Below are 23,225 nucleotides of genomic sequence, written 5' to 3' on the forward strand. Positions count from 1 at the left end.
AAATTAATGGTTGATTTTATAGTTTAAGTTTTAAAACCTCGGCAATACCTGCCGAGGTTTTTATTTTTTACAATTTAGTGGTCAAATGCCCTTACCCCTGCCTTAATTTCAGTATCTAAATTATTTACGGCAGGTACCAGAGGACAACTGAACTTTTTATTATAGGCACAATACGGATTGTATGCTTTATTAAAATCAAGAATAATTGTATTACCATCAGGAATTCTTAAATCCAAATATCTACCACCACCATAAGTTTCCTTACCATTCGTATTATCTGTAAAAGGCAAAAACAGGTAATCCTCATATTCTTCTTGAGTAATTAAATCTGGAGATTGGTAAATTTCCAATTCATGGGCTTTTCCATTAATAGAGAACTTAGCGATAGCATATACAACCTCTGTAGACTCCCTATCTGTAGTAGTAGGCATTGAAAATGGCAACGCTTCAGGAGTTCTTATAAATTCTGCCTCAATGACATAACTGGTATCTGGCTCAAAGAAATCCAAGCTTTCAAAATCAATACGAAAGCGATCCGCTAATGGAGAAGTTTCAGGGTCTTTAAATTCAGCATTTAATTCTTTCTGAAAAATTAAAATATCCGCCAATTTATCTGATGTTGCAGTAGCTACTACTTCATCTTTTACATCGTGATATTTCTTTTCTTGTCCGCATGAAACAAACATTCCTAAAACCAAAACTGCAATACATAATCTCATATCTCTAACTTTACATTTCAAAAATACAATTTATTCATTGTACCTTTTTTTTTACATATAATCGTACTTTAGAACCTTATACTTTTTCCATATGAAATTTACACATGTTTTGCCGTTTTTACTTTTAACTTTATTTAGCTGTCAAGAAAATAAGATAGCACAAGAAAAAGAGGTTGAAATAGAAAGGACAAGAGTAATGCCAGAGCTAAATACTGAAAATTACAATGTTGCTTTTTTAATTATGGACGGTACTTTTAACACTGAATTTACGGCACCATTCGATATTTTTCAACACACAAAATACAGAGAGAATATAAAGGCAATGAACACTTTTATAGTTGCCAACACTTTAGAACCCATCACCACTTTTGAGGGTGTTCGTATACTGCCAGATTATGATTATACAAAAGACGAGCTCCCCAAAATAGATATTTTAGTAGTTCCTAGTGCAGAACATTCAATGGACAGTGATTTGAAAGACACGGTAATGTTAGATTTTATTAAAGAAGTTGATAAAAGGGCACTTTACATGACAAGCCACTGCGATGGATCCTTCCCTTTGGCAAAAACAGGAATTTTAGATTCAGTTGCTTCGACCACCTTCCCTAGTGATGTGGAAAATTACAGAAAGATGTTTCCTGATTTGAATATAAAAGACAATGTTCTATTCGTTCACGATGGAAAATACATTACTTCTGCAGGCGGAGCAAAAAGTTTTGAAGCAGCCTTATATCTTTGTGAAGTACTTTATGGAAAAGAAATTACCAAATCTCTTGCAAAGGGTTTGGTCATAGATTGGGATTTAGAAAAGGTGCCGCACCTTACTGTTCAATAACATCATATCTAGCATCTTTTAGATATTTTTCAATCATCTCATTAAACTCAGGCATAATTTTAAATAGTGATGCATGTTCTATTGAATATAGCTTTTCTTTATCAGAGTATCCTGTTTTCAAAAGCTCTTCTAAATAAAAAAGTGCCGTACCATAATCTTCCATTTTAGAACTAGCGGATATGACATTCAAATACCCCTCATGTTCCTTTGGTGCCGTTATAGTTTTTATCATGTTCAATAAATTTAAAGCTTCCCAATCAACCTTTTCATCTGCAGCTATAAAATCGATATTATCAGAAACCAAAGCATTGATATAACCCCTTAATCTAGAAGACATTTGGCGCTCAAACAGATTGGTACTTTTATCCAATTTATTCAATTCATCCATCTGATAGTTCCACCAACCCAAATTAGCATAATTATAAGAAATGATATCTTCTTCTAAATAATAACCATAATCCTCTTTGGTAAAAGATTCTTTTAAAAAGTAACTATTCTGACTTCTATTGGCTTGTCTGTAAGCAGTACTTCTTCTCAATACCTTTTGCGAGGCTTTTAAAGAATCCAATTCCATTAAAGGACGGAAAACTTTCTCCATATCTAACATTTGATAGGTTGCCAATAATGGTTTCTGCTTAGAAACATTAGCATTAACATCTATTAAAAACTCATTATATGATGCATTGATCAAACTGTCGTTTCGCTGTAAATATCCTTTTGCCATACCGGTCAATGTCAACATTCTAAACGCTTTTGCAATTGTTTCTTTTTCCGGTAAATTTCTATCTCCATCAAACACTAATAATTCATTAGGAAATTTTAATTTATTAAGGTGAAATTTAGACTCATACATTGATGAAAAATTAAAATCTGCTCTATTGACTATACCTATAAACTGAAATGGTTTTTTAGGATTTAAAACTTCAAAACTACCAATTTCAGCTCCTATAGAAATAACCCCTTTTAATTCACTTATAAAAGCCGGTAAAATAGATGCAAACATAGCTCCCTCATCAAAACCGATAGTATATATCCGATATTTTGCCGTCGGTATGGTATTAAAAACAGAGTTGAGTACTCTATTGGCTATAAGTACATTTTCAGAAATAGCTAAGGAATCATTTAGATTGTTTGGACTAGCCAACACATAACCTTCTTGTTCTGCAGTACTGATCAGTAAAGATAAAGCTGCATCACCCCTACCCTTAAAATCAGTTACAAAAGCCACTGGCCAAGCTCTGTCAACCTCAAAATTAGATGGTAAATAAAGTGAGTATGTTTCATTGATGGTATCATTTACAATCAAATTTTTAGTAATAGACCCTTTTAAAAGCCTAAGCTCTTGAGAATAGGATACCAAAGAAATCAAAACAAATGCTAGGAGTAGTATTTTTTTCATCAATTATTTTATATCAAAAATCTAGCCAAAATAATTTTCAACCAAGAGTCTTTTAAATTCGTTTTCCAAATAATACTTAAAGCTAATTAAAACAATTATAAATTTCTATTTAATCTTATGCATAGGTGCATTTGAAATTACTTGCGATAAAACAATATGTGTTCTAGTTTCGCCATATTGAATTAGTTGATCAATAAACTTCTCTAAATGAAATTGATCCTTCAATACTACCTCCATAACAATATTTTCATTGCCGGTAATTCTATAACAATTTATGACCTCTTGTAATGTAGGAACTACTGCTAAAAAGGGCTTTAACTTTCCCATAAAAGCTCTCAACGTTATAATTGCTTTTAATTGGTGACCTGTCAATGCATGAGACACGGTAGCCTTGTAACCATGTATAATACCGAGATCCTCCATTTTCTTAACACGTTCAGCAACTGCGGGGGCTGTGAGCCCAACAGTACGTCCAATATTCGCGAAAGATTCCCTCGCATTATCTTGCAATTGCTTCAGTATTTTCCAATTCAGCTCGTCTATCTTTGGATTCAAAAGTTTTTCCGTTTAATTATTTATTATCAAAGGTAAAAATACAAATTACGTTTCTATTCAATAGAAAATTTACAAATAACTAACGTAATTTTATAAGACGCTAATTACACCCCACATAATGGCATATCGAAGTTTAAAACATTTACCTATTTACAGAAAAGCATTGGAACTCTGCACAATGAGTAGAGAGATTGCCTCATATGTATCTTTCAACAAAGATTTAATGCGTCTTTGCGAGTCCACTAGTCTTAGAGATATTATGGCTAATTCTATCTTAACGGATTCCATATTAATTCCTCAAAAAATTGCCCAAGTAGAATATTCTAATTGTAGCAATGAGCGCTTAGAAACTATTTCTTACATCAACATTATCATAAGAAATATCAACTCATATTGCATGGGTCTTGAGAAACATGGTGTAAAAGAAACCGAGTATATTAACTTACTTAGAAAAGAGATAAAAAGCTTTAGAAAATCTTATAAGGCTTGGAAATCCGAGCACTCATAATCTTTTTAAATTCTTTTCAAATTATTTCTTATTGCCAGCGTTTTAAGAATTATGAGCTATTTTTGACCTCATAATTATACTTCTATTGAAAACAACAATTTTAATCCACTGTCCGGATCAAGCAGGTATCATTTGTACCGTAACCGGGTTCATTAGCAAAAACAAAGGGAACATTGTTTACCTTGACCAGCATGTAGATAAACCGGCCAACGTATTTTTTATGCGCACTGTGGTAGAATTCGAAGAAGACTTCTCAGATTTGGACCATTTTAAATCTCTATTTCAAAAAGAATTAGCGACCAATTATAACATGCAATGGAGTTTACATACCGATGACAAATTGCCTAAAATGGCTATTTTCGTATCTAAGTACAAACATTGTCTTTATGATTTATTAAGCAGGTACCGCTCAGGAGAATTACCAGTTGAGATACCTTTTATACTAAGTAACCATAATGACCTTAAAGAAATAGCGGATCAATTCAATATTCCTTTCTACCATATACCCTTTACTAAAGAGAATAGAATTGAAGCGGAAAAAGAACAATTGGCACTATTAGAAAAATATAATATCGACTTCATTGTTTTAGCTAGATATATGCAAATAGTTAGCGGAACTCTAATAAATAAATTTCCTAATAGAATCATCAATATTCATCATTCATTCTTACCTGCGTTTGCCGGGGCAAAACCTTATCATGCAGCTTTTAAGAGAGGTGTTAAAATTATAGGTGCAACTAGCCATTATGTAACAGAAGAATTAGATGCAGGACCAATTATCGAGCAAGATGTAACTACGGTAACCCACTCCCACTCCATTAAAGATTTTATAGCAAAAGGTAGAGATTTGGAAAAAATAGTGCTTGCCAGGGGTGTAAAGCTACATATTGCACGTAAAACAATGGTATACAACAATAAAACCGTAATATTCTCGTAAGTACAGTAGACCCTAAATAAATTTCAAAAAGATGATTAAAAAAATAAGCTTAGCCATCTGCGTACTATTTATAGTTTCATGTGCAGAATTACAACAAGTAGTAAATCAATTACCAACATCTACAGAAGGTGTTTTAAGTAACGAAACAATTGCGAACGGATTAAAAGAGGCTCTTGACCTAGGTATTGAAAAACAAGTAAGTAAATTAACCGCTACCGATGGCTTCTATAAAAATGAATTAGTGAAAATTCTTTTACCGGAAGATTTACAAAAGGTAGATAAAACCTTACGTGATATAGGCTTGGGTAGCTTAGCAGATGAAGGACTAAAAGTTTTAAATCGTGCGGCCGAAGATGCGGTTGCCGAAGCAACACCAATTTTCGTAAATGCTGTCAAAGAAATGTCTTTCGCAGACGCCAAGAACATATTACTAGGCAGTAATGATGCCGCAACTACTTATTTAGAAACTAAAACCAATACTGAGTTGTACTCAAAATTTAATCCTGTAATAAGCGAGTCATTTAAAAAAGTAGGTGCCGATAAAATATGGAGCTCTATTATTACAAAGTACAATTCTATACCACTTACAAATAATGTTAATCCTGATTTAACAGACTATGTTACAGAAGAAGCATTATCAGGAGTTTATAAAATGATAGCTGTAGAAGAAGAAGAAATTAGAACAAAATATTCATCTAGAACAACAGATGTACTTAAAAAAGTATTTGCTCTTCAAGATAAAAAGTAGATTTTCTAGAGCTCTTACAATAACTTAAAAAGTTATGCGTTAAAATTAAACAGAACAATATTAAAGCATTCATTTTCAATTTTTTGAGTTAGTTATTTTTTGAGTTAGTTAGTTAGTTAAAAACCGGTGGGAGCACCGGTTTTTTTTTGAATCTTTTCAAAAAAAATCAATAGCTTTACATTCCCCGAAACAATTTATGGTAAAGATTAAACCTTTCAATTTAAATCTTGTCCAATGCAATACAGTTGTTAATATCCTAAAAAATTATTGGTGCCTACAAAAAACTATTTATTAGCAGTTATTCTATTATATTTATTACCAAACCTTTTAATTTCCCAATCAAAATTTGAAAACAGTATAGATTGCTCAAAAGCATCAATATCTTTAAGTACCACAATAGTTGAAGACTATAACGCCAAAGATTTTTACATTTTAGGTTTCTGTGAATACAAGAACGAAAATTATTTAAAAGCTTATGACCATTTTATATCTGCAAAATCTTTAGGTTTTACAGATCATAAAACTTTGCAGACTTATATCACCGATTGCAGAAATAAGTTGATAAAATCAGATGTTAAAGAAAAAATTGGGTCTAAAAAAGAAGATAAAGTTGCCATTAATAACTACAAACACAAGGTACAAGTCTATTTTCTGAATATTGTATTTGTTCTAATAGCGTTAATTGGTCTTTATACTGCTTTTACCTTAATCTATAAATACAGAAAAACGGTTAACAATATTTATTTGGGCATATTTCTTTTTGCCATATCCTTGGGGCTAATTGAACTAGTATTCTATTGGCAAGATTTCTTTTCATACTCTCCAGCAGTTTCAATGTATAGGGTCCTATTTTTTGTATGGGCGCCATCTTTATACTTATATATTAAAACAAAATATACAGATACACATATAAACAGAAAAGAAATTACGTTTCACTATTTACCATTTTTTCTTGTATTGATTTCCCTTTTAATATTTGGGAATTTTTACGACGCTACAGATACACAAAACAATGTATTAGCGAAAATATTGGGTTTTATGATGAAGGATAATTGGATCAAGACAATACACCTATCTGCATATTTAACATTAATTATTTCTGATTTTGAATTAAAAAGAGACCAATTAGACCAAGGGTTTAAAAAGTGGATGCTAACGTTAATAGGCTTTATTATCATATTAATACTGTTCATTATTGCAAGAGCAGCCTTTGAACACATTTATGTGTTTGACTATATATCAAAATATTTTATAGCCGTATACCTTATACTGTTCATATCTGTGCTAGAAGTTTTATTGATAATTCAACCAAATATTATACTTGGCACTATAAACCTTGAAGAGAAAAAGAAGTTAAATAATAAATATAAGAACTCAAGCTTGACCGAGAACATGAGTTTGCGGGTAAAAGAACAATTATTGGATTCTTTGAATATTGACAAAATATATTTAGACAACACCCTAACATTATCCAAACTTGCTAAAAAAATCAATGTAGACCGTTACAGCTTATCACAGGTAATAAATCAAGAATTAAACAAAAATTTCTACGAATTAATTAATGATTACAGAATAGCCGAAGCGGTTAAAATAGTTGAAACAAACACTAATAAGCAAGTTGTCGATTTAATTTACGAATGTGGATTCAATAACAAAGTGTCATTCTACAAAGCTTTTAAACAAAGAATGCACATGACACCAAAAGACTTCATAGAAAAGCAAAAGGAAAAGTAATAATCGTAATATTTACTTAATTCTACTAAAATTTTCACAATTACACTTCGCAAATCATAAGTTATTTAATATCAAAGATCTACAAACTAAGTAAAGGTAAATTTAAGTCAGATCTGCATTAACTTAGGTCGGAATCTACCTACCGATCAGGTAACACCTTCTATTTTCGCGACTGGTACAAAGAGTCGGTTTAATCAAAAAATATTAGATGTTTTTGATCTCATTTTTAAGAATTAGCTATCTAAAAAATTAGCCGACTCTTCTACACCACATTTTACTAACCTTTTTCTAACTAACACTCAAATTAAATTTATGAGAACAAACGCGAGAAATTTTCTTACTCTGTTACTTTCTTTTGTGGCGTACATTGGTTTCGCCCAAGATAAAAGTATAACGGGTACAGTAACAGATCAAACTGGTTTACCCCTGCCGGGTGTAAACATTCTTATCGGAGGAACTACAAGTGGAACACAAACAGATTTTGATGGAAATTACTCCATTAGCGCAAGTACGGGCGACGTACTGGTATTTACCTATATAGGGTTAAAAGAAACATCTAAAACGGTGGGCGGTTCAAACACCATTAATGTTCAGATGGAAGAAGACGCACAAGCATTAGATGAAGTTGTCGTTACGGCACTTGGTATTTCAAGAGAGAAAAAATCATTGGGTTATGCCACCCAAGAAGTACAAGGCGATCAGGTGAATACCGCTAAAGACCAGAACTTTGTAAACTCTTTATCTGGTAAAGTAGCAGGTTTGGACATTAAAAAGAGTTCAACATTAGGTGGGTCTGCCAACGTGGTAATTAGAGGATACTCGTCGATTACCGGAAACAACCAAGCTTTGTTTGTAGTAGATGGTGTGCCATTGAACAATGATACCAACAACTCTACATCACAATCAGAAGGCGGCGATGGCTATGATTATGGTAATGCAGCTAGTGACATTAATCCTGATGATATTGAAAGCATCAATGTATTAAAAGGATCGGCAGCGACGGCATTATATGGATCACGTGCAGCGAACGGTGTTATTATCATTAACACAAAAAAGGGTAAAAAAGGAGAAGGCTTAGGCGTATCTATTACAAGTTCTGTAAACATTGGTAAATATGACAAAGATACCTTTCCGATTTTTCAACAAGAATATGGACAAGGGTATGGTCCATTCTACGGTGCAGGTTATTTAGATTCTATAGATGTTGATGGTGACGGTATTGAAGACCTTACGCCGGCAACTGGAGAAGACGGTTCTTTTGGTCAAAGATATGATCCAAATTTATTACTGTACCAATGGGATTCGTACTTTCCTCAACTTGACACTTACCTGCAAAAAAGTCCATGGGTAGCACCAGAAAACGGTCCTGAATATATTTTTCAGAATAGCGTAACAAGCTCTCAGAACATTGCAATTAGTCAAGGTTTTGAAACAGGAAGTTTAAGAATGAGTTACACCAGATTAGATCAAACAGGTATTTTACCAAACAGTGAGATTGGTAGACATAATGTTGATTTAGTAGGCGTTATGGACCTGAACGATAAAATAACGGTAACCGGTAAGGCTACGTATACAAAAAGTTCTGGTCTAGGTAGATATGGAACAGGTTATGATGCAGAAAACATTATGACGAATTTTAGACAATGGTGGGCAACAAGCACAGATTTAAAAGATCAACGCGATGCATATTTTTCTACCGGTCAGAATATATCTTGGAATCCGTCAGGACCATCTAGCTTAGCCCCAAAATATTGGGATAACCCATACTTTACAAGGTATGAAAACTTCAATACCGATGAAAGAAATAGATTGTTCGGGTATGGTAGTATTTCTTATGATGTTTTACCATGGTTAGAAATTTTTGGTAGAGCAACAGTTGACACCTATGCTGAACTAAGAGAAGAAAGAAATAATATTGGAAGTATTGATACACCAGAATATTCTAGAAAAAACATTAATTTTTCTGAGTACAACTATGATTTCTTTTTGAATTTTAACGGAGACATCTCTGATAAATTCGGTGTATCGGGTGTTTTAGGTACTACGTACAGACAAACAAAAAACAATTATGTTACTGCAACTACTGATGGCGGACTAAAACTAGCCGGTATTTACGCATTATCTAACTCGGTTAACCCGATTGTTTTTGATGCAAGTTCTGAATATGATGCAGATGTACGTGTATTCGGTGCTTTTGCAAATGCCAGTATTGATTATGACAATATGTTATTCTTAGAAGGTTCTATTAGAAACGATACCTTCTCTACACTGCCCGATGGATCAAATTCATTCTACTACCCAGCAATATCTGCGAGTTTTGTTTTTTCTAATTTATTTGAAAGTAATATGGTTTCCTTTGGAAAGCTTAGAGCTGGTTATGCAGAAGTAGGTAACGGTGCAACCTCTTACCAATTATTAAATACCTTTAACCCTATTGCCGGGTTTGGAGGAGCAACGCTTTACTCTAACCCAGGAACATCGAATAACCCTAATCTTAAAGAAGAAAGAACTGAGAGTAAGGAATTAGGTTTAGAAATGAATTTCTGGAACAGACGAATTGGTTTTGATGTTTCTCTTTATGAGCAAATTACTAGCGATGCAATCATACCAGTAGAAATAACTCCTGCAACTGGTTTTACCAATACTGTAGTAAATTCTGCAGAAGTATCTAACAAAGGTGTGGAAGCACAACTATACTTTACCACTATCAAAACGCCAGATTTTTCTTGGAGAACCGACGTAAACTTTTCAGCTTACAAAAGTGAAGTGTTAGATCTTTTTGAAGACTCTCAGAACATTCTAGTCAATAGTTTCTTTGGTGTTAGTTTAAATGCTGCAAAAGGTGAAGCTTACGGTACTTTAAAAGGTACGGATTATGTGTATATAGATGGAGAAAGAGTTGTTGGTGAAGACGGACTTTACCTAAAAACAGAATCTTCTCAAGAAGTACTTGGAGACATCAACCCAGATTGGAAAATGGGTCTTTCGAATACATTTAAATATAAAGATATCAGCTTAAGCTTTTTAATAGATATTCAAGAAGGCGGATCTGTATTTAGTGGAGATACTTATTTTGGTATGGCTACTGGTGTTTATGATGTTACAGCCGGTGTAAATGACTTAGGTAATCCTTTAAGAGACCCGGTAACAGACGACAATACCTCTGGTGGTGTAATTTTACCTGGTGTTCAAGAAGATGGTTCAGCGAATACGGTAAGAGCAGACTTTACAACGTATGAAAACCCTTATGGTAGATACGGTAATGCACCAGATGCACAGTTTGTTTATGACGCATCATATGTAAAATTAAGAGAGGTTACATTAGGCTACTCTTTACCTAAAAAATTCACAGATAAATTACCGTTCAACGCTGTTACATTCACTGCAGTAGGTAGAAATTTATGGATAATCAGTAAAGATCTTCCTTACGCCGATCCAGAGCAAAGTTTTGGAGCTGGTAATTTACAAGGTTTCCAGATTGGGGCATATCCTTCGGTTAAGGAATATGGCTTTAATATTAAATTACAATTTTAAAAATAAAACAATGAGGAAAATATATATAATATTAGCTTCGGCAGGCATGCTACTGTCTAGTTGCACAGAAGATATAACGGATTATAACAATGATCCAAAATTACCAACTGCAGTTCCACCAGAGACTCTTGTTGCCAATGCTGAAAAGAATTTAGCAGATAGAATTACCACTATTAGCGGCAGTAATGTTTTTCGCTTATGGTCTCAGCACTGGGCACAAGCTACTTATGTAGATGAATCGAATTATTTAATTATTGGTAGAGATCCGTCACAAACGTATTGGACAACTTATTACAATAACGTAATCAACGATTTAAATTCTGCTGTAGCATTAATAAAGGCCGACGAAATTTTAGACGCCACTACTAAAGCGAATCAATTGGCAGTCATTGAGACGATTAAAGTATATACGTATCAACATTTAGTAGATTTAAATGGTAATATACCTTATAGCGAATCAGCGGATATTAATAACCTATTTCCGGTTTATGATGATGCAGAAACTATATACTTAGATTTAATAAGTAGAATTTCTTCGGCTCAGGCTGCGTTAGCAAATGGAGGTGAGTCATTTGGTTCAAATGATATTTTCTACGGTGGTGATGTTGTTCAATGGAGAAAATTAGCAAATTCAGTAAAGCTTAGGTTAGGTATGCGATTGGCAGACTTTAATTCTGCACTAGCCAGTACAACTGTTTCAGAAGCTGTAAATGCCGGTGTATTTACATCAAATGATGATAATACGATCATTTATTATGAATCTTCACCAACTACAAATGTCAACCCTATTTATAGCTTATTTGAAGTTGATAACAGAAGAGAAGATTACATAGCTGGTGAAACTTCGTTGAATACATTGGTTGATTTAAACGACCCTCGTTTAGACAACTATTTCGCAGATAACAAAGACCCTTACATAGGCGGTCCTATCGGTGGAAACAATTCATACGCAAACTTCACCCATCTTAATTTTGATATTGTAGGCGATCCAACATACCCAGGTTCAATAATGGATTATGCAGAAGTTGCATTCTTTCAAGCCGAAGCTGTAGAAAGAGGATACATTGCCGGCGATGCAGAAGAGTTCTATAACGCCGCAATAACCGCTTCAATTCTGTATTATGGTGGTACACAAGATGAAGTTGACACATATTTAGCGCAACCATCTGTGGCCTATTCGACGGCAACTGGAGATTACAAGCAAAAAATCGGAACTCAAAAGTGGATTTCTTTATTTAACAGAGGCTTTGAAGCTTGGACAGAGTATAGAAGATTAGACTGGCCAGAGTTGGCGCTATCTACTCAAACTCAACAAGAAGTTCCATTAAGAATGATATATCCTGTAAAAGAATCTGCTGTAAATGGTGCAAACTATGATGCCGCTTCTAGTGCAATAGGAGGAGATAATTTAACTACACCTCTATTTTGGGATGTAAACTAAGATTTAGTTATAGTTCAGTTTGATGTTTAAAGACCGGTGTGAGAACATCGGTCTTTTTCTTTATAATACTCAAGGCAAAAATTAGTCTCTTTTATATTAAGCTAATATGTAATGTTTGTTACTGACCTAACAAATAAGCCACCACCTTCTCATTAAAAAAATTAGGCTGTTCAACATTTACTACATGACCACAGTCTTCAACTACTATTAATTGCGAATGTTGATGAGATTTTGCTATTTTACGTATGCTTGGCAGAAACAAATAATCTTCCTCTCCCATAACATAAAGTGTGGGTATTTTTATATCGGCAGATCTAAAAAACTGCAGTAATGGATTTATCTCTGACGTTAGCTTAAACCATCTAATAAATTCTTTTTGATACAATTTTTTTGCTTCACGAACAAAGAGCAACCTAGACTCCCTATGGTTCTTATTGGGCATTATTATAAACGCAAAGAATTTATATAACCATAAATAGGGTATTACGCTTTTAAAGATGATACCAAGCTTTATCAATATTTGAGAACGCAGGTTCAATTTCATGATAGCACCACCCATTACCATACTTTCTACCCGTTCAGGATGGTTTTCCGCTAGATTTCTAATGAGTATTGTTCCTAAGGAAATACCGACAAAATGCGATTTCTCAATCTTTTCATGATCAATTACCTCTACAATATCATTTGTAATGACATCAAACGTGTATTTCTCATCAAAAACATTCTTGAGACTAGGTTTTGAATTACCGTGACCTCTTAAATCTAAAAGTAAAACGTTGAAATGTTTTTTAAACTCTCGTATCTGTTTAAACCAAATAGAAGAACTACCACCTGCACCATGGACAAATGTAACCCACGTAGTAGCTGTTTTATGTTGATACGTTATATAATGAAGCAAATGAAATTTTTATTTAAGGCACGGTTAATTTACAATGTATTAATTCTTTTTCATATAACATTTAGGATAATGAAATTTCGCTCAAAATCATCGACCTTTTAAGTTTTCATTTATATATATGTTAAAAAAAAGACATATTACCTATTAATTAGATGTACAGCCCAACATACCCACGTCCAAAACTTGATTCTGAACGTATATTTGTAAGAACAAAATATAGTATAATGAACAAGCAGTATTGCAAGGTAGGATCGGTAACACCAATGGAGGCTAATAATGATATTATTAGTTTATTAGAGTATCAATATCAGACATTTGTCGAAAAAGCTTCGAACATTCAGTCAAACACTCAATTGGGAGAGTTTTTCGAATTGAAAGCTCAAAGAATTAAAAAAACTTTAGAAGATTTAGTTTAATTTTTCTAGTTCAGTTTTCATTGCCTGCTGTAACTCTTTTGCCTTGGCTTTAGCAGCATCTGCAAAGTTCTCTTGATCAGATGCATAAATTATTCCACGGGAAGAATTTATAAGTAGTCCCACATTTTTAGACATTCCGTACTTACAAACCTCTTCAAGACTCCCCCCTTGTGCCCCTACTCCAGGTACTAACAAGAAGCTATTTGGTACAATTTCACGTATTTCAGTAAGATATTCAGCTTTAGTAGCACCAACCACATACATAAGGTTCTCCGCTCCCTCATATGTTGTAGAAACCGATAATACTTCTTTATACAGTTCTTTACCCTCTATCTTTTTAGTTTGCAAATCAAAAGCACCTTGATTAGAAGTTAACGCAAGTAAAATAGTGTGCTTGTCCTTAAATGCTAAAAAAGGTTCAACAGAGTCTCTGCCCATATACGGAGCTATAGTAATAGAATCAAAATTTAAATCTTCAAAAAATGCCTTGGCATACCTGGTAGAAGTGTTCCCTATATCTCCTCTTTTTGCATCTGCAATGGTAAATATTTCAGGATAGTTTTCATTTAGGTATTTGATAGTCTTGCGTAATGCCGACCAGCCTTGAACTCCGTATGCTTCATAAAAAGCAATATTAGGCTTATAAGCTACGCACAAATCATGAGTTGCATCTATTATGGCTTTGTTGAAAGCAAAAATAGGATCTTCCTCTTCCAATAAATAAGAAGGAATCTTTTCTAGATCAGTATCTAAACCAATACATAAAAAAGATTGTTTTTCATGTATTTGGGCAACTAACTCTTGAGTGGTCATAACTTAAAATATCTCAGAGGCTTCCCTCAATTTCTCTGTATTCTCTACAAAACTTAATTCGTCTATTATTTTCTGAATATCTCCATCTATAATATTAGACAAATCGTATAGCGTAAGGCCAATACGGTGATCGGTAACCCTACCCTGAGGGTAGTTATACGTTCTAATCTTTGCAGAACGGTCACCACTACTAACTTGAGAGTTTCGCTTAGCGGCATCTTCTTCTTGCTTCTTAGCCAATTCTAAATCGTACAATCTAGAACGAAGTACCCTAAATGCCTTATCCTTATTCTTGTGCTGTGATTTTTGATCTTGACACTGCGCAATCAATCCGGTTGGTATGTGCGTTAAACGAACAGCAGAATATGTTGTGTTTACAGATTGACCACCAGGACCAGAAGAACAAAAGAAATCTATTCTAACATCTTTTGGATCTATTTGCACATCAAAATCTTCAGCTTCAGGTAAAACCATTACCGTGGCGGCACTAGTGTGTACTCTACCTTGGGTTTCTGTTTGTGGCACACGTTGCACACGGTGAACACCTGCTTCAAACTTTAAAGTACCATAAACATTAGCTCCAGAAACTTCAAATTGTATTTCTTTATAACCACCGCTAGTACCTTCACTAAGGTCGATCACATTGGTTTTCCATCCTTTGCCTTCACAATACTTGGTATACATTCTAAAGAGATCGCCCGCAAATATACTTGCTTCATCACCACCCGTTCCTGCTCGTATTTCAACAACTACATCTTTTGCATCTTCAGGATCTTTAGGGATCAACATCAGTTTTATATCCTCTTCAAGCTTTGGCAATCCTTCTTTAGCTTCTTCCATTTGCATTTTTGCCATTTCTAGCATTTCCGCATCACTTCCGTCAGCAATAATTTCCTCCGCTTCGGCGATATTATTGGTAAGCTCAAGATATTCTTCTCGCTTATCCATTAAATCTTTAAGATCCTTGTATTCTTTTGTGAGCTTTACATATTTACTCTGATCGGATATGATATCCGGCTGAATTATAAGGTCTGAAACCTCATCAAAACGTTGTTTTACTATGTTTAACTTGTCTATCATATGCTTACTTCACTTGTATGGCAAATTTACAATAAAATAATAGACACCCTAAGGGGATTATTGCGGTAAGAACTAAAATTTGAAATCTAGTTAAGTAAAACCCCGTTACTTTTGTGCATTTTATTGGTATTATCAACTATGATCACCTCTGTATCGCCCAATTGATTAATTAAAGCGAGACCTGCATCGAGCCCCATGACAAATATAGAAGTAGCTAGGGCATCTGATGTTTCTGCACTTTTTGCAAAAACCGACACACTATTAATACCCGTAGCGGGGTAGCCTGTTCTAGGGTCTATAATGTGAGTGTATTTATTATTGCCGGACATTATAAAATTACCATCGCCACCAGTGGTTGCTACAGAAGACTCTAAAATGGGAATCCATGAAGATATACCACCCTTTTGATCTGGGTTTACTACACCAATGAGCCATTTGTCTCCGGTTACTTTTGTACCCCAGGTAGTAATATCACCATCGATATTTATAATACCTGCCTTAACATCGTTAGAAACCAACAACGCCTTTGCCTTATCAGCAGCAAAACCTTTACCGATGCCACCAAAGCTAATTCGCATTCCCTTTTTATTCAAGAAAACAGATCGATCTTTACTATTTAATGTAATGTTCTTATATCCGACCCTATTCTTTACCTCTTTAACTTCTGTTGAGGTAGGCACAGCTGTCATAGTACCGTCAAGATTCCAAATCTCATTTAACGGTGTATAAGTAATATCAAAAGCACCATTGGTTATTTCTGACAATAAAATAGATCGTTCTATTAGCTTGTATAACTCCCAACTAACAGGAACAGGTTTTATACCAGCGTTCTTATTGATTAAACTTGTTTCAGAGTCCGCATCCCAAGAAGAAATAAGCTTTTCTATTCTTTGCACCTCTGCCAATGCCTCTAGTATATAAATGTACCCTAATTCTTCATCTTCAGAAATAACGGTAATATCAAATTCACCGCCCATTACCTCATAAGATTTTTTGACCGTTACATACCGTTTCTCTTGACCGTACATATAGCAGGTCATAAGGCATAATAAAAAGGCAAAAATCTTTTTCACTTACTTCTCTAGTTGGGGGTAATTATGGTCATAAAGAATAATAAGTTAGGTTGGTGTAGTTTTTTGGTCTGTTCGCATTAATTATTCAAATACTCGCAAAATAGAACCCTCTAATGATGTATTGTAAATTTTTAATGCTTTTGAAGTACTGTTGGGAATCTCATTTAAAGGTGTACCGGTCTGTGAAAATTTGGACCCGTGAACATCACAATAAAATATACCTCCATCTTGATTTACGAAACGTACTTGATCATATTGCTCATGGCTACAAATTTGTGTAGCAGCCACAAATTCACCCTCTAAATTTTTAACGACGACAACAAGGTTTTTAAGAATGAATCCGCCATTTTCCGCGAGATTGGAAGCTTCGTCAGAAGTAAGATCTATCGTAAAATCAATATTTGTTGGCTGAGCAACGATATCACCTTCTTCCTCGCTATCTTTTGAGCAACTTCCAAGACAAGGAAATGTAATTGCAAAGGCAGCACCTGCACCTAGTGTTCGTAAAAATTTTTTTCTTTCCATAGCAAGATAGGTTTATACAAAAAGAACGATTTTTTTACGCTATTCGTATGTACTAATACACAAAGGTGCCGTAGTTACTTGAAATTGTAAGTTTTTTTGAATCTGAAGCCTCTACTCTACCTATAATCTGAGCATTTACACCAAAACTTTTAGAAATTTCAATGATATCATTTGCCACATCTTCAGGAAGATAAAACTCTAATCGATGTCCACAATTAAAGACCTTATACATTTCTTTCCAATCGGTACCCGACTGTTCCTGAATTAGTTGAAAAAGTGGCGGCACATCAAATAAGTTATCTTTTACCACATGTAATTCATCAATAAAGTGAAGAATTTTGGTTTGTGCCCCTCCACTACAATGGATTATTCCGTGGATGTCTTTTGAACTATATTTAGAAAGTATTTTTTTAACTATAGGCGCATATGTACGTGTTGGTGATAACACCAATTTACCTGCATCTACAGGAGAATTCTCAACGGTATCAGTCAATTTTACATTACCTGAATAAACAAGGTCCTTAGGCACTTCAGCATCAAAACTCTCAGGAAATTTTTCTGCTAAATAATTTGAAAAAACATCATGTCTAGCAGAAGTTAGTCCGTTACTTCCCATTCCGCCATTATATTCTTTCTCATAATTGGCCTGACCAAATGATTCTAGACCAACAATGACATCACCAGCCTTAATATTGGCATTGTCGATAACATCACTTCTTTTTAACCTAGCCGTTACCGTAGAATCTACAATAATAGTTCTAACCAAATCTCCTACATCTGCTGTTTCACCACCAGTGGAATGAATGGTAATACCAAACTCACCCAAGTCATTTATCAATTCTTCGGTGCCGTTGATAATAGCCGAAAGTACTTCACCCGGAATCTTATTCTTATTTCTACCAATAGTGGAAGAAAGCATAATGTTATCAGTCGCACCAACACAAATCAAATCATCTATGTTCATGATCAAAGCATCTTGCGCGATACCTTTCCAAACAGAAATATCTCCCGTTTCCTTCCAATACATATAGGCCAAAGAAGATTTTGTACCTGCACCATCAGCATGCATTACCAAACAATACTCCTCATCTCCCGTCAAATAATCAGGAACTATTTTACAAAACGCCTTTGGAAAAAGACCCTTGTCAATATTTTTAATAGCATTGTGTACATCTTCCTTTGATGCAGACACACCGCGTTGCTGATATCTTTCACTGCTTGATGTGGACATAATTTAAATTTGTGGCAAAAATAAGGGAATCATTAAAACTGTAACCGCTGAACAGCTTAATATTCCCTCAATTTCTTTAATTATTAAAAAAGACTACTCAATAAATAGCAATTCTCTATACTTGGTCAATGGCCATAACTTGTTGTCCATTAGTTTTTCTAACTTATCGCTATGAGTTCTAATTTCTAAAAAATATGGTTTTACATTATGGCAATATGCATCTGCCTTCTTTTTGGTATCCCTTAAGGCATTAGCTTTTTTACGAGCATCTGCCATGGCATCTACCATCTTTTTAATACTGACTACATGCTCGGCAATATCTTCTATCATAGTCAATTGTCCCTCTGAGAATCTTTTATGAGCTGCACCATAAATCTCTTTTAGTCCAGATACATTTTTAATCAGTTTGTTTTGATATTCTAAAGCAGCCGGTATAATATAACCATAGACCAACTCATTATATACCCTACCTTCAATTTGCAGGTGCATGATATAATTCTCTAAATCTACTTCTTGGCGTGCACTTACCTCTACTTGGCTCATTACATTCATTGACTCAAACAACGCAATGCTATCTTTAGACGTCAAAACTTCTAGTGCCTCTGGTGTATTTTTATTATTACTTAATTTTCTTCTTTTGGCTTCATTTTCCCATTCCGTGCTGTACCCATCACCATCAAAACGAATTCGTTTAGAAGTTTTTATATATTCGCGCAAGACATTAAAAACGGCTTCATCTTTCTTTAAGCTTTTCTTATCGATGAGAACATCAACTTCTTTTTTAAAATCCTTTAATTGTTTAGCAACAATGGTATTTAAAACGGTCATTGGTTTGGCGCAATTCATTTTTGCACCAACGCCACGCATTTCAAATTTATTACCGGTAAAAGCAAAAGGTGATGTTCTATTACGGTCGGTATTGTCCATCAAAATTTCTGGAATCTTACCTACAACGTTCAATTTTAGCTCCGTTTTTTCTTCAGGAGATAATTTTCCCTTGGATACACCTTCAAGTTCATCAAGAACGTTACTTAATTGCGACCCAACAAAAATTGAAAAAATAGCCGGCGGAGCTTCATTTGCCCCTAAACGATGATCATTACCGGCAGATGCTATTGAAGAACGCAAAAGCTCTTCGTACGTATCTACCGCTTTAATGGTATTGATAAAGAAGGTTAAAAACTGAAGATTTTTCATTGGCGTAGAACCCGGACTCAACAAATTAACACCTGTATCAGTAGCCAATGACCAATTGTTATGTTTACCAGAACCGTTTATACCTGCAAATGGTTTTTCGTGAAAAAGCACTTTAAAGTGATGCTTGTCGGCAATCTTATCCATCACATCCATCAATAATAGATTATGATCAATGGCAAGATTGGCCTCTTCGAAAACAGGAGCTAATTCAAACTGATTAGGAGCAACCTCATTATGTCTCGTTTTAACAGGAATTCCCAATTTGGTACATTCCTTTTCTAGATCGCTCATAAAGCTTAATACACGACTAGGTATAACGCCAAAATAATGATCGTCTAACTGTTGTCCTTTAGCCGGCGTTTCGCCTACCAAAGTACGACCTGTCATCATAATATCTGGTCTAGAATGCGCCAATGCTTTATCGATTAAGAAATATTCTTGCTCCCAGCCCAAAGTAGCATTGACCTTCGTTACCGTTTTATCAAAATACTTTGCAACGGCAGTAGCCGCTTCATCAACAGCACCTAAAGCCCTTAACAAAGGAGCTTTATTATCTAAAGCCTCACCGGTATATGAAACAAAAATTGTAGGAATACATAAGGTAGTACCATAAATAAAAGCAGGTGAAGAAGGATCCCATGCAGTATACCCCCTAGCTTCAAAAGTATTTCTAATTCCGCCACTAGGAAAACTGGAAGCATCAGGTTCTTGTTGTACCAACTGTCCTCCACCAAATTTTTCCAAGGCCGTACCATCTGGAAGAAGATCAAAAAAAGCATCATGTTTCTCTGCGGTTGAACCTGTTAATGGTTGAAACCAATGCGTGTAATGTGTAGCGCCCATAGTAATAGCCCAACCCTTTATAGCCTCAGCTACCTGATCCGCAATTTTACGGTCGATTTTAGATCCCGACTCCATAGCACCTTTTAAACCTTCAAAAGCGTCTTTCGTCAAGTATTGCAACATCTTTTTTTCATTGAACACGTTGATTCCAAACAAATCGGAACGTCTTCCATTCTCCTCTACAGCAATACTATTTCTTTTCTGACTTTCATTAATAGCAGCAAAACGTGATGACTTCATATCTAAATACATTGTTAATTTGACAAAATTACGTTCTATAAATAGAAATATGATAAAATACCCGATAAAAAATAGGGGTATAAAGCAAAAAATTTAATTTTTACACATTAACACCCTCAAAAATTCATACAGATTGATAAAAAACATATTTTTGTTTGTCTTTTATTAAAAAATAACGAGAATATTATGGCCAAAATTAAATTAGAATACATCTGGTTAGATGGATACTTTCCAACTCAGAACATGAGAAGTAAAACGAAAGTTGAAGAACATGAAAATTTTCAAGGTACTATTGAAGAACTAGGTATGTGGTCTTTTGATGGATCATCTACAAGACAAGCTTCTGGAGGTTCTTCTGACTGCTTGTTAAAACCAGTTGCAATCTATCCGGATCCTGCAAGAATCAACGGTTATTTAGTAATGACAGAGGTTTTAAATGCAGATGGTACTCCACATGTTTCTAACGGAAGAGCTACAATTGAAGATGAAGATAATGATTTCTGGTTCGGTTTTGAGCAAGAGTACTTTATCATGGACACTAAAACGCAATTACCTTTAGGTTTCCCAATTGGCGGATATCCTGCACCACAAGGTATGTACTACTGTTCTGTTGGTGGAAAAAACACTCACGGTAGACTTTTAGTTGAAAAACATGCCGATTTATGTATAGAGGCTGGTTTAAACTTTGAAGGTATCAACCAAGAAGTTGCATCTGGACAATGGGAATTTCAATTGTTCGCTAAAGGAGCTAAAAAAGCTGGTGATGAAATTTGGATCGCTCGTTATTTATTAGACAGATTATCTGAACAATATGGTTACTATATAGACTACCACCCAAAACCATTAGGTAAAGATATGGATTGGAATGGTTCTGGTATGCATGCAAACTTCTCTAACACAACTTTGAGAACTTGTGGTTCTAAAGAAATTTATGAGAAAATATGTGAAGCATTTAGACCTGTTGTTAAAGAACATATTGCTGTTTATGGCGAGTTCAACGACCAACGTTTAACTGGTGACCACGAAACTGCATCTATTAACGATTTCTCTTACGGAGTATCTGATAGAGGTGCTTCAATTAGAATACCGATCATCACCGTAGAAAAAGGATGGAAAGGTTGGTTAGAAGACAGAAGACCTGCTTCTAATGGAGATCCATACAAAATTGCCGGTAGAATTATTAAAACGGTAAAAACTGCAAAAGTTTAATATCAAATTAATTGTTGATTATACTGAAAACGCCTTGAACTAGTTCAAGGCGTTTTTTTTGTCAATATCATTATAAACGAATGAAACTATCCGATAGTTACATATATAAAGGCTAAATATAGACTTACCAATATTAAGCCATCTCTCCAACCCAATCGCAATCCTCTGGGTATAAAAACCAAGGGAAGAATAAGAAAAGAAATACCCAACATCCAGAAGATATCATTTGTCAAAAGGCCCTCGTCCATAACCGATATTGGTGTAATTATAGATGTAATTCCTAAAACGGCAAGAAGGTTAAATATGTTAGAACCTATAAGGTTACCTAAAGAGATTGCTTTTTCTTTCTTAACTACTGCAATAATCGAGGCCGCCAATTCTGGAATACTTGTACCTACAGAAACAATAGTTATGGCAATTACACGCTCACTAACACCAAATATTGTCGCCATACCAACTGCTCCACTGATCAAAATTTCAGAGCCTCCCCAAAGTGCACCTCCACCTAACCCTAAAAATAAGGCTGTTTTGTAGGTAGGCATCATAACATCTGGCTCATCTTCTTCGTCTATAACCGCAGGTTTTTGAAAACGCAAAAGATATATCAAGAATAGAAAAAGAAAAACTACCATGATTATACCTTCATATTGCACAAGCACTCCATCAAAATATATAAAAAAGAAAAAGAGTAAAGAAGCCACCATCATTACAGGCCAATCTGTAGTATAGAAACTTTTACTAACATTAATAGGACTAAGTAAAATAGTTATGGCAAGCACCAAACCTATATTTGCAATATTAGACCCTACTACGTTACCGAAAGCCAAATCTGGAAATCCGTCTAAAGCGGCATTTATACTCACTATTAGCTCTGGTGCCGATGTAGCAAAAGATACAACGGTCATTCCAATTACGATTTTAGGAATTTTTAGTTTCAACGATAAATCTACCGCAGCTTTTAAAAGCCAGTTTCCACCTGCGATAAGCAGTACCAACCCGCCAACAATAAATAAGAAATCTTGCATGTAAAGAATTTTGACAAATATAATTAGAAGATATGTGACTACACATGACAAATGATGTCATCTACAAACTAAAATCTTTACCAAGTAATCATTAAATCTATATGCTAATAATGCATAGCTTATTTACTCAAAAAAGAACGGAAAGGCACTTTTCATGTAATAACTTTAAATTTTAGCTCTACGTTTTCTAAACATCATTAAAAAACGACCTTCAATTATTACAATTTAATACACATACGAATAATACTATTATATATTAAAACTC

General features: G+C 34.5%; 20 protein-coding genes. 9 read left to right on the forward strand and 11 right to left on the reverse strand.

Annotation, left to right across the window (positions count from 1 at the left end):
- Positions 1-74 precede the first annotated feature (74 nt).
- The gene (locus SJY30_RS08885; protein WP_396635193.1) at positions 75-719 is read right to left on the reverse strand and encodes a DUF1684 domain-containing protein; all 645 of its coding nucleotides are present in this window, start codon (positions 717-719) and stop codon (positions 75-77) included.
- Between the two features lie 91 nt (positions 720-810).
- Here SJY30_RS08885 and SJY30_RS08890 point away from each other — a divergent pair, with 91 nt between their 5' ends.
- Positions 811-1,554: a DJ-1/PfpI family protein gene (locus SJY30_RS08890; protein ID WP_396635194.1), complete on the forward strand. Its 744-nt coding sequence runs from the start codon at positions 811-813 to the stop codon at positions 1,552-1,554.
- On the opposite strand, the gene SJY30_RS08895 is transcribed toward SJY30_RS08890, so the two are convergent.
- Both SJY30_RS08895 and SJY30_RS08900 read right to left on the reverse strand, forming a co-directional pair.
- Positions 1,541-2,953 carry an alpha/beta hydrolase gene (locus SJY30_RS08895; RefSeq protein ID WP_396635195.1) on the reverse strand — a complete coding sequence of 471 codons (1,413 nt, stop codon included), beginning with the start codon at positions 2,951-2,953 and terminating at the stop codon, positions 1,541-1,543. The genes SJY30_RS08890 and SJY30_RS08895 overlap by 14 nt on opposite strands.
- Positions 2,954-3,058: 105 nt before the next feature.
- Positions 3,059-3,508, reverse strand: a complete 450-nt coding sequence (locus SJY30_RS08900; protein ID WP_036152765.1) for an Lrp/AsnC family transcriptional regulator — start codon at positions 3,506-3,508, stop codon at positions 3,059-3,061.
- A 118-nt stretch (positions 3,509-3,626) separates the two neighbouring features.
- On the opposite strand from SJY30_RS08900, the gene SJY30_RS08905 reads away from it, so the two are divergent.
- The 6 genes from SJY30_RS08905 to SJY30_RS08930 all read left to right on the forward strand — a co-directional run bounded on the left by SJY30_RS08905 (position 3,627) and on the right by SJY30_RS08930 (position 12,410).
- The gene (locus SJY30_RS08905) at positions 3,627-4,016 is read left to right on the forward strand and encodes a hypothetical protein (protein WP_036152762.1); all 390 of its coding nucleotides are present in this window, start codon (positions 3,627-3,629) and stop codon (positions 4,014-4,016) included.
- Between the two features lie 85 nt (positions 4,017-4,101).
- On the forward strand, positions 4,102-4,953 hold the full coding sequence (gene purU / locus SJY30_RS08910) for a formyltetrahydrofolate deformylase (protein ID WP_396635196.1): 852 nt from the start codon (positions 4,102-4,104) through the stop codon (positions 4,951-4,953).
- Positions 4,954-4,984: 31 nt separating this feature from the next.
- Positions 4,985-5,701 carry a DUF4197 domain-containing protein gene (locus SJY30_RS08915; protein WP_396635197.1) on the forward strand — a complete coding sequence of 239 codons (717 nt, stop codon included), beginning with the start codon at positions 4,985-4,987 and terminating at the stop codon, positions 5,699-5,701.
- 270 nt (positions 5,702-5,971) lie between these two features.
- The gene (locus tag SJY30_RS08920; protein ID WP_396635198.1) at positions 5,972-7,435 is read left to right on the forward strand and encodes a helix-turn-helix domain-containing protein; all 1,464 of its coding nucleotides are present in this window, start codon (positions 5,972-5,974) and stop codon (positions 7,433-7,435) included.
- Between the two features lie 312 nt (positions 7,436-7,747).
- Complete coding sequence (locus SJY30_RS08925) at positions 7,748-10,969, forward strand: SusC/RagA family TonB-linked outer membrane protein (protein ID WP_396635199.1); 3,222 nt, start codon at positions 7,748-7,750, stop codon at positions 10,967-10,969.
- Between the two features lie 10 nt (positions 10,970-10,979).
- On the forward strand, positions 10,980-12,410 hold the full coding sequence (locus SJY30_RS08930) for a SusD/RagB family nutrient-binding outer membrane lipoprotein (RefSeq protein WP_396635200.1): 1,431 nt from the start codon (positions 10,980-10,982) through the stop codon (positions 12,408-12,410).
- 118 nt (positions 12,411-12,528) lie between these two features.
- Here SJY30_RS08930 and SJY30_RS08935 read toward each other — a convergent pair whose 3' ends face one another.
- Positions 12,529-13,308 carry an alpha/beta fold hydrolase gene (locus SJY30_RS08935; protein ID WP_396635201.1) on the reverse strand — a complete coding sequence of 260 codons (780 nt, stop codon included), beginning with the start codon at positions 13,306-13,308 and terminating at the stop codon, positions 12,529-12,531.
- A 224-nt stretch (positions 13,309-13,532) separates the two neighbouring features.
- Here SJY30_RS08935 and SJY30_RS08940 point away from each other — a divergent pair, with 224 nt between their 5' ends.
- A complete protein-coding gene (locus SJY30_RS08940) occupies positions 13,533-13,724 on the forward strand; it encodes a hypothetical protein (protein WP_396635202.1) in 192 nt (63 codons plus the stop codon).
- Here the strand turns inward: SJY30_RS08940 and pyrF are convergent.
- The 6 genes from pyrF to SJY30_RS08970 all read right to left on the reverse strand — a co-directional run bounded on the left by pyrF (position 13,716) and on the right by SJY30_RS08970 (position 20,726).
- Positions 13,716-14,537 (reverse strand): orotidine-5'-phosphate decarboxylase, encoded by an 822-nt coding sequence (gene pyrF, locus SJY30_RS08945; RefSeq protein WP_396635203.1) that lies wholly within the window; start codon positions 14,535-14,537, stop codon positions 13,716-13,718. The two genes, SJY30_RS08940 and pyrF, sit on opposite strands and share 9 nt — an antisense overlap.
- Before the next feature lie 3 nt (positions 14,538-14,540).
- Positions 14,541-15,617, reverse strand: a complete 1,077-nt coding sequence (prfA, locus tag SJY30_RS08950) for a peptide chain release factor 1 (protein ID WP_396635204.1) — start codon at positions 15,615-15,617, stop codon at positions 14,541-14,543.
- A gap of 86 nt (positions 15,618-15,703) precedes the next feature.
- Complete coding sequence (locus tag SJY30_RS08955; RefSeq protein WP_396635205.1) at positions 15,704-16,690, reverse strand: FAD:protein FMN transferase; 987 nt, start codon at positions 16,688-16,690, stop codon at positions 15,704-15,706.
- Positions 16,691-16,771: 81 nt separating this feature from the next.
- The gene (locus SJY30_RS08960; protein ID WP_396635206.1) at positions 16,772-17,215 is read right to left on the reverse strand and encodes a ubiquinol-cytochrome c reductase iron-sulfur subunit; all 444 of its coding nucleotides are present in this window, start codon (positions 17,213-17,215) and stop codon (positions 16,772-16,774) included.
- A gap of 52 nt (positions 17,216-17,267) precedes the next feature.
- A complete protein-coding gene (locus SJY30_RS08965) occupies positions 17,268-18,446 on the reverse strand; it encodes an AIR synthase related protein (protein WP_396635207.1) in 1,179 nt (392 codons plus the stop codon).
- 93 nt (positions 18,447-18,539) lie between these two features.
- Positions 18,540-20,726: a glutamine synthetase III gene (locus SJY30_RS08970; RefSeq protein ID WP_396635208.1), complete on the reverse strand. Its 2,187-nt coding sequence runs from the start codon at positions 20,724-20,726 to the stop codon at positions 18,540-18,542.
- A 186-nt stretch (positions 20,727-20,912) separates the two neighbouring features.
- Here SJY30_RS08970 and SJY30_RS08975 point away from each other — a divergent pair, with 186 nt between their 5' ends.
- Positions 20,913-21,935: a glutamine synthetase beta-grasp domain-containing protein gene (locus tag SJY30_RS08975; RefSeq protein WP_396635209.1), complete on the forward strand. Its 1,023-nt coding sequence runs from the start codon at positions 20,913-20,915 to the stop codon at positions 21,933-21,935.
- A gap of 86 nt (positions 21,936-22,021) precedes the next feature.
- Here SJY30_RS08975 and SJY30_RS08980 read toward each other — a convergent pair whose 3' ends face one another.
- Complete coding sequence (locus SJY30_RS08980; protein WP_396635210.1) at positions 22,022-22,960, reverse strand: calcium/sodium antiporter; 939 nt, start codon at positions 22,958-22,960, stop codon at positions 22,022-22,024.
- Positions 22,961-23,225 lie beyond the last annotated feature (265 nt).

Source organism: Maribacter sp. R86514 (assembly GCF_044597005.1).
In the GTDB taxonomy this organism is placed as follows: domain Bacteria; phylum Bacteroidota; class Bacteroidia; order Flavobacteriales; family Flavobacteriaceae; genus Maribacter.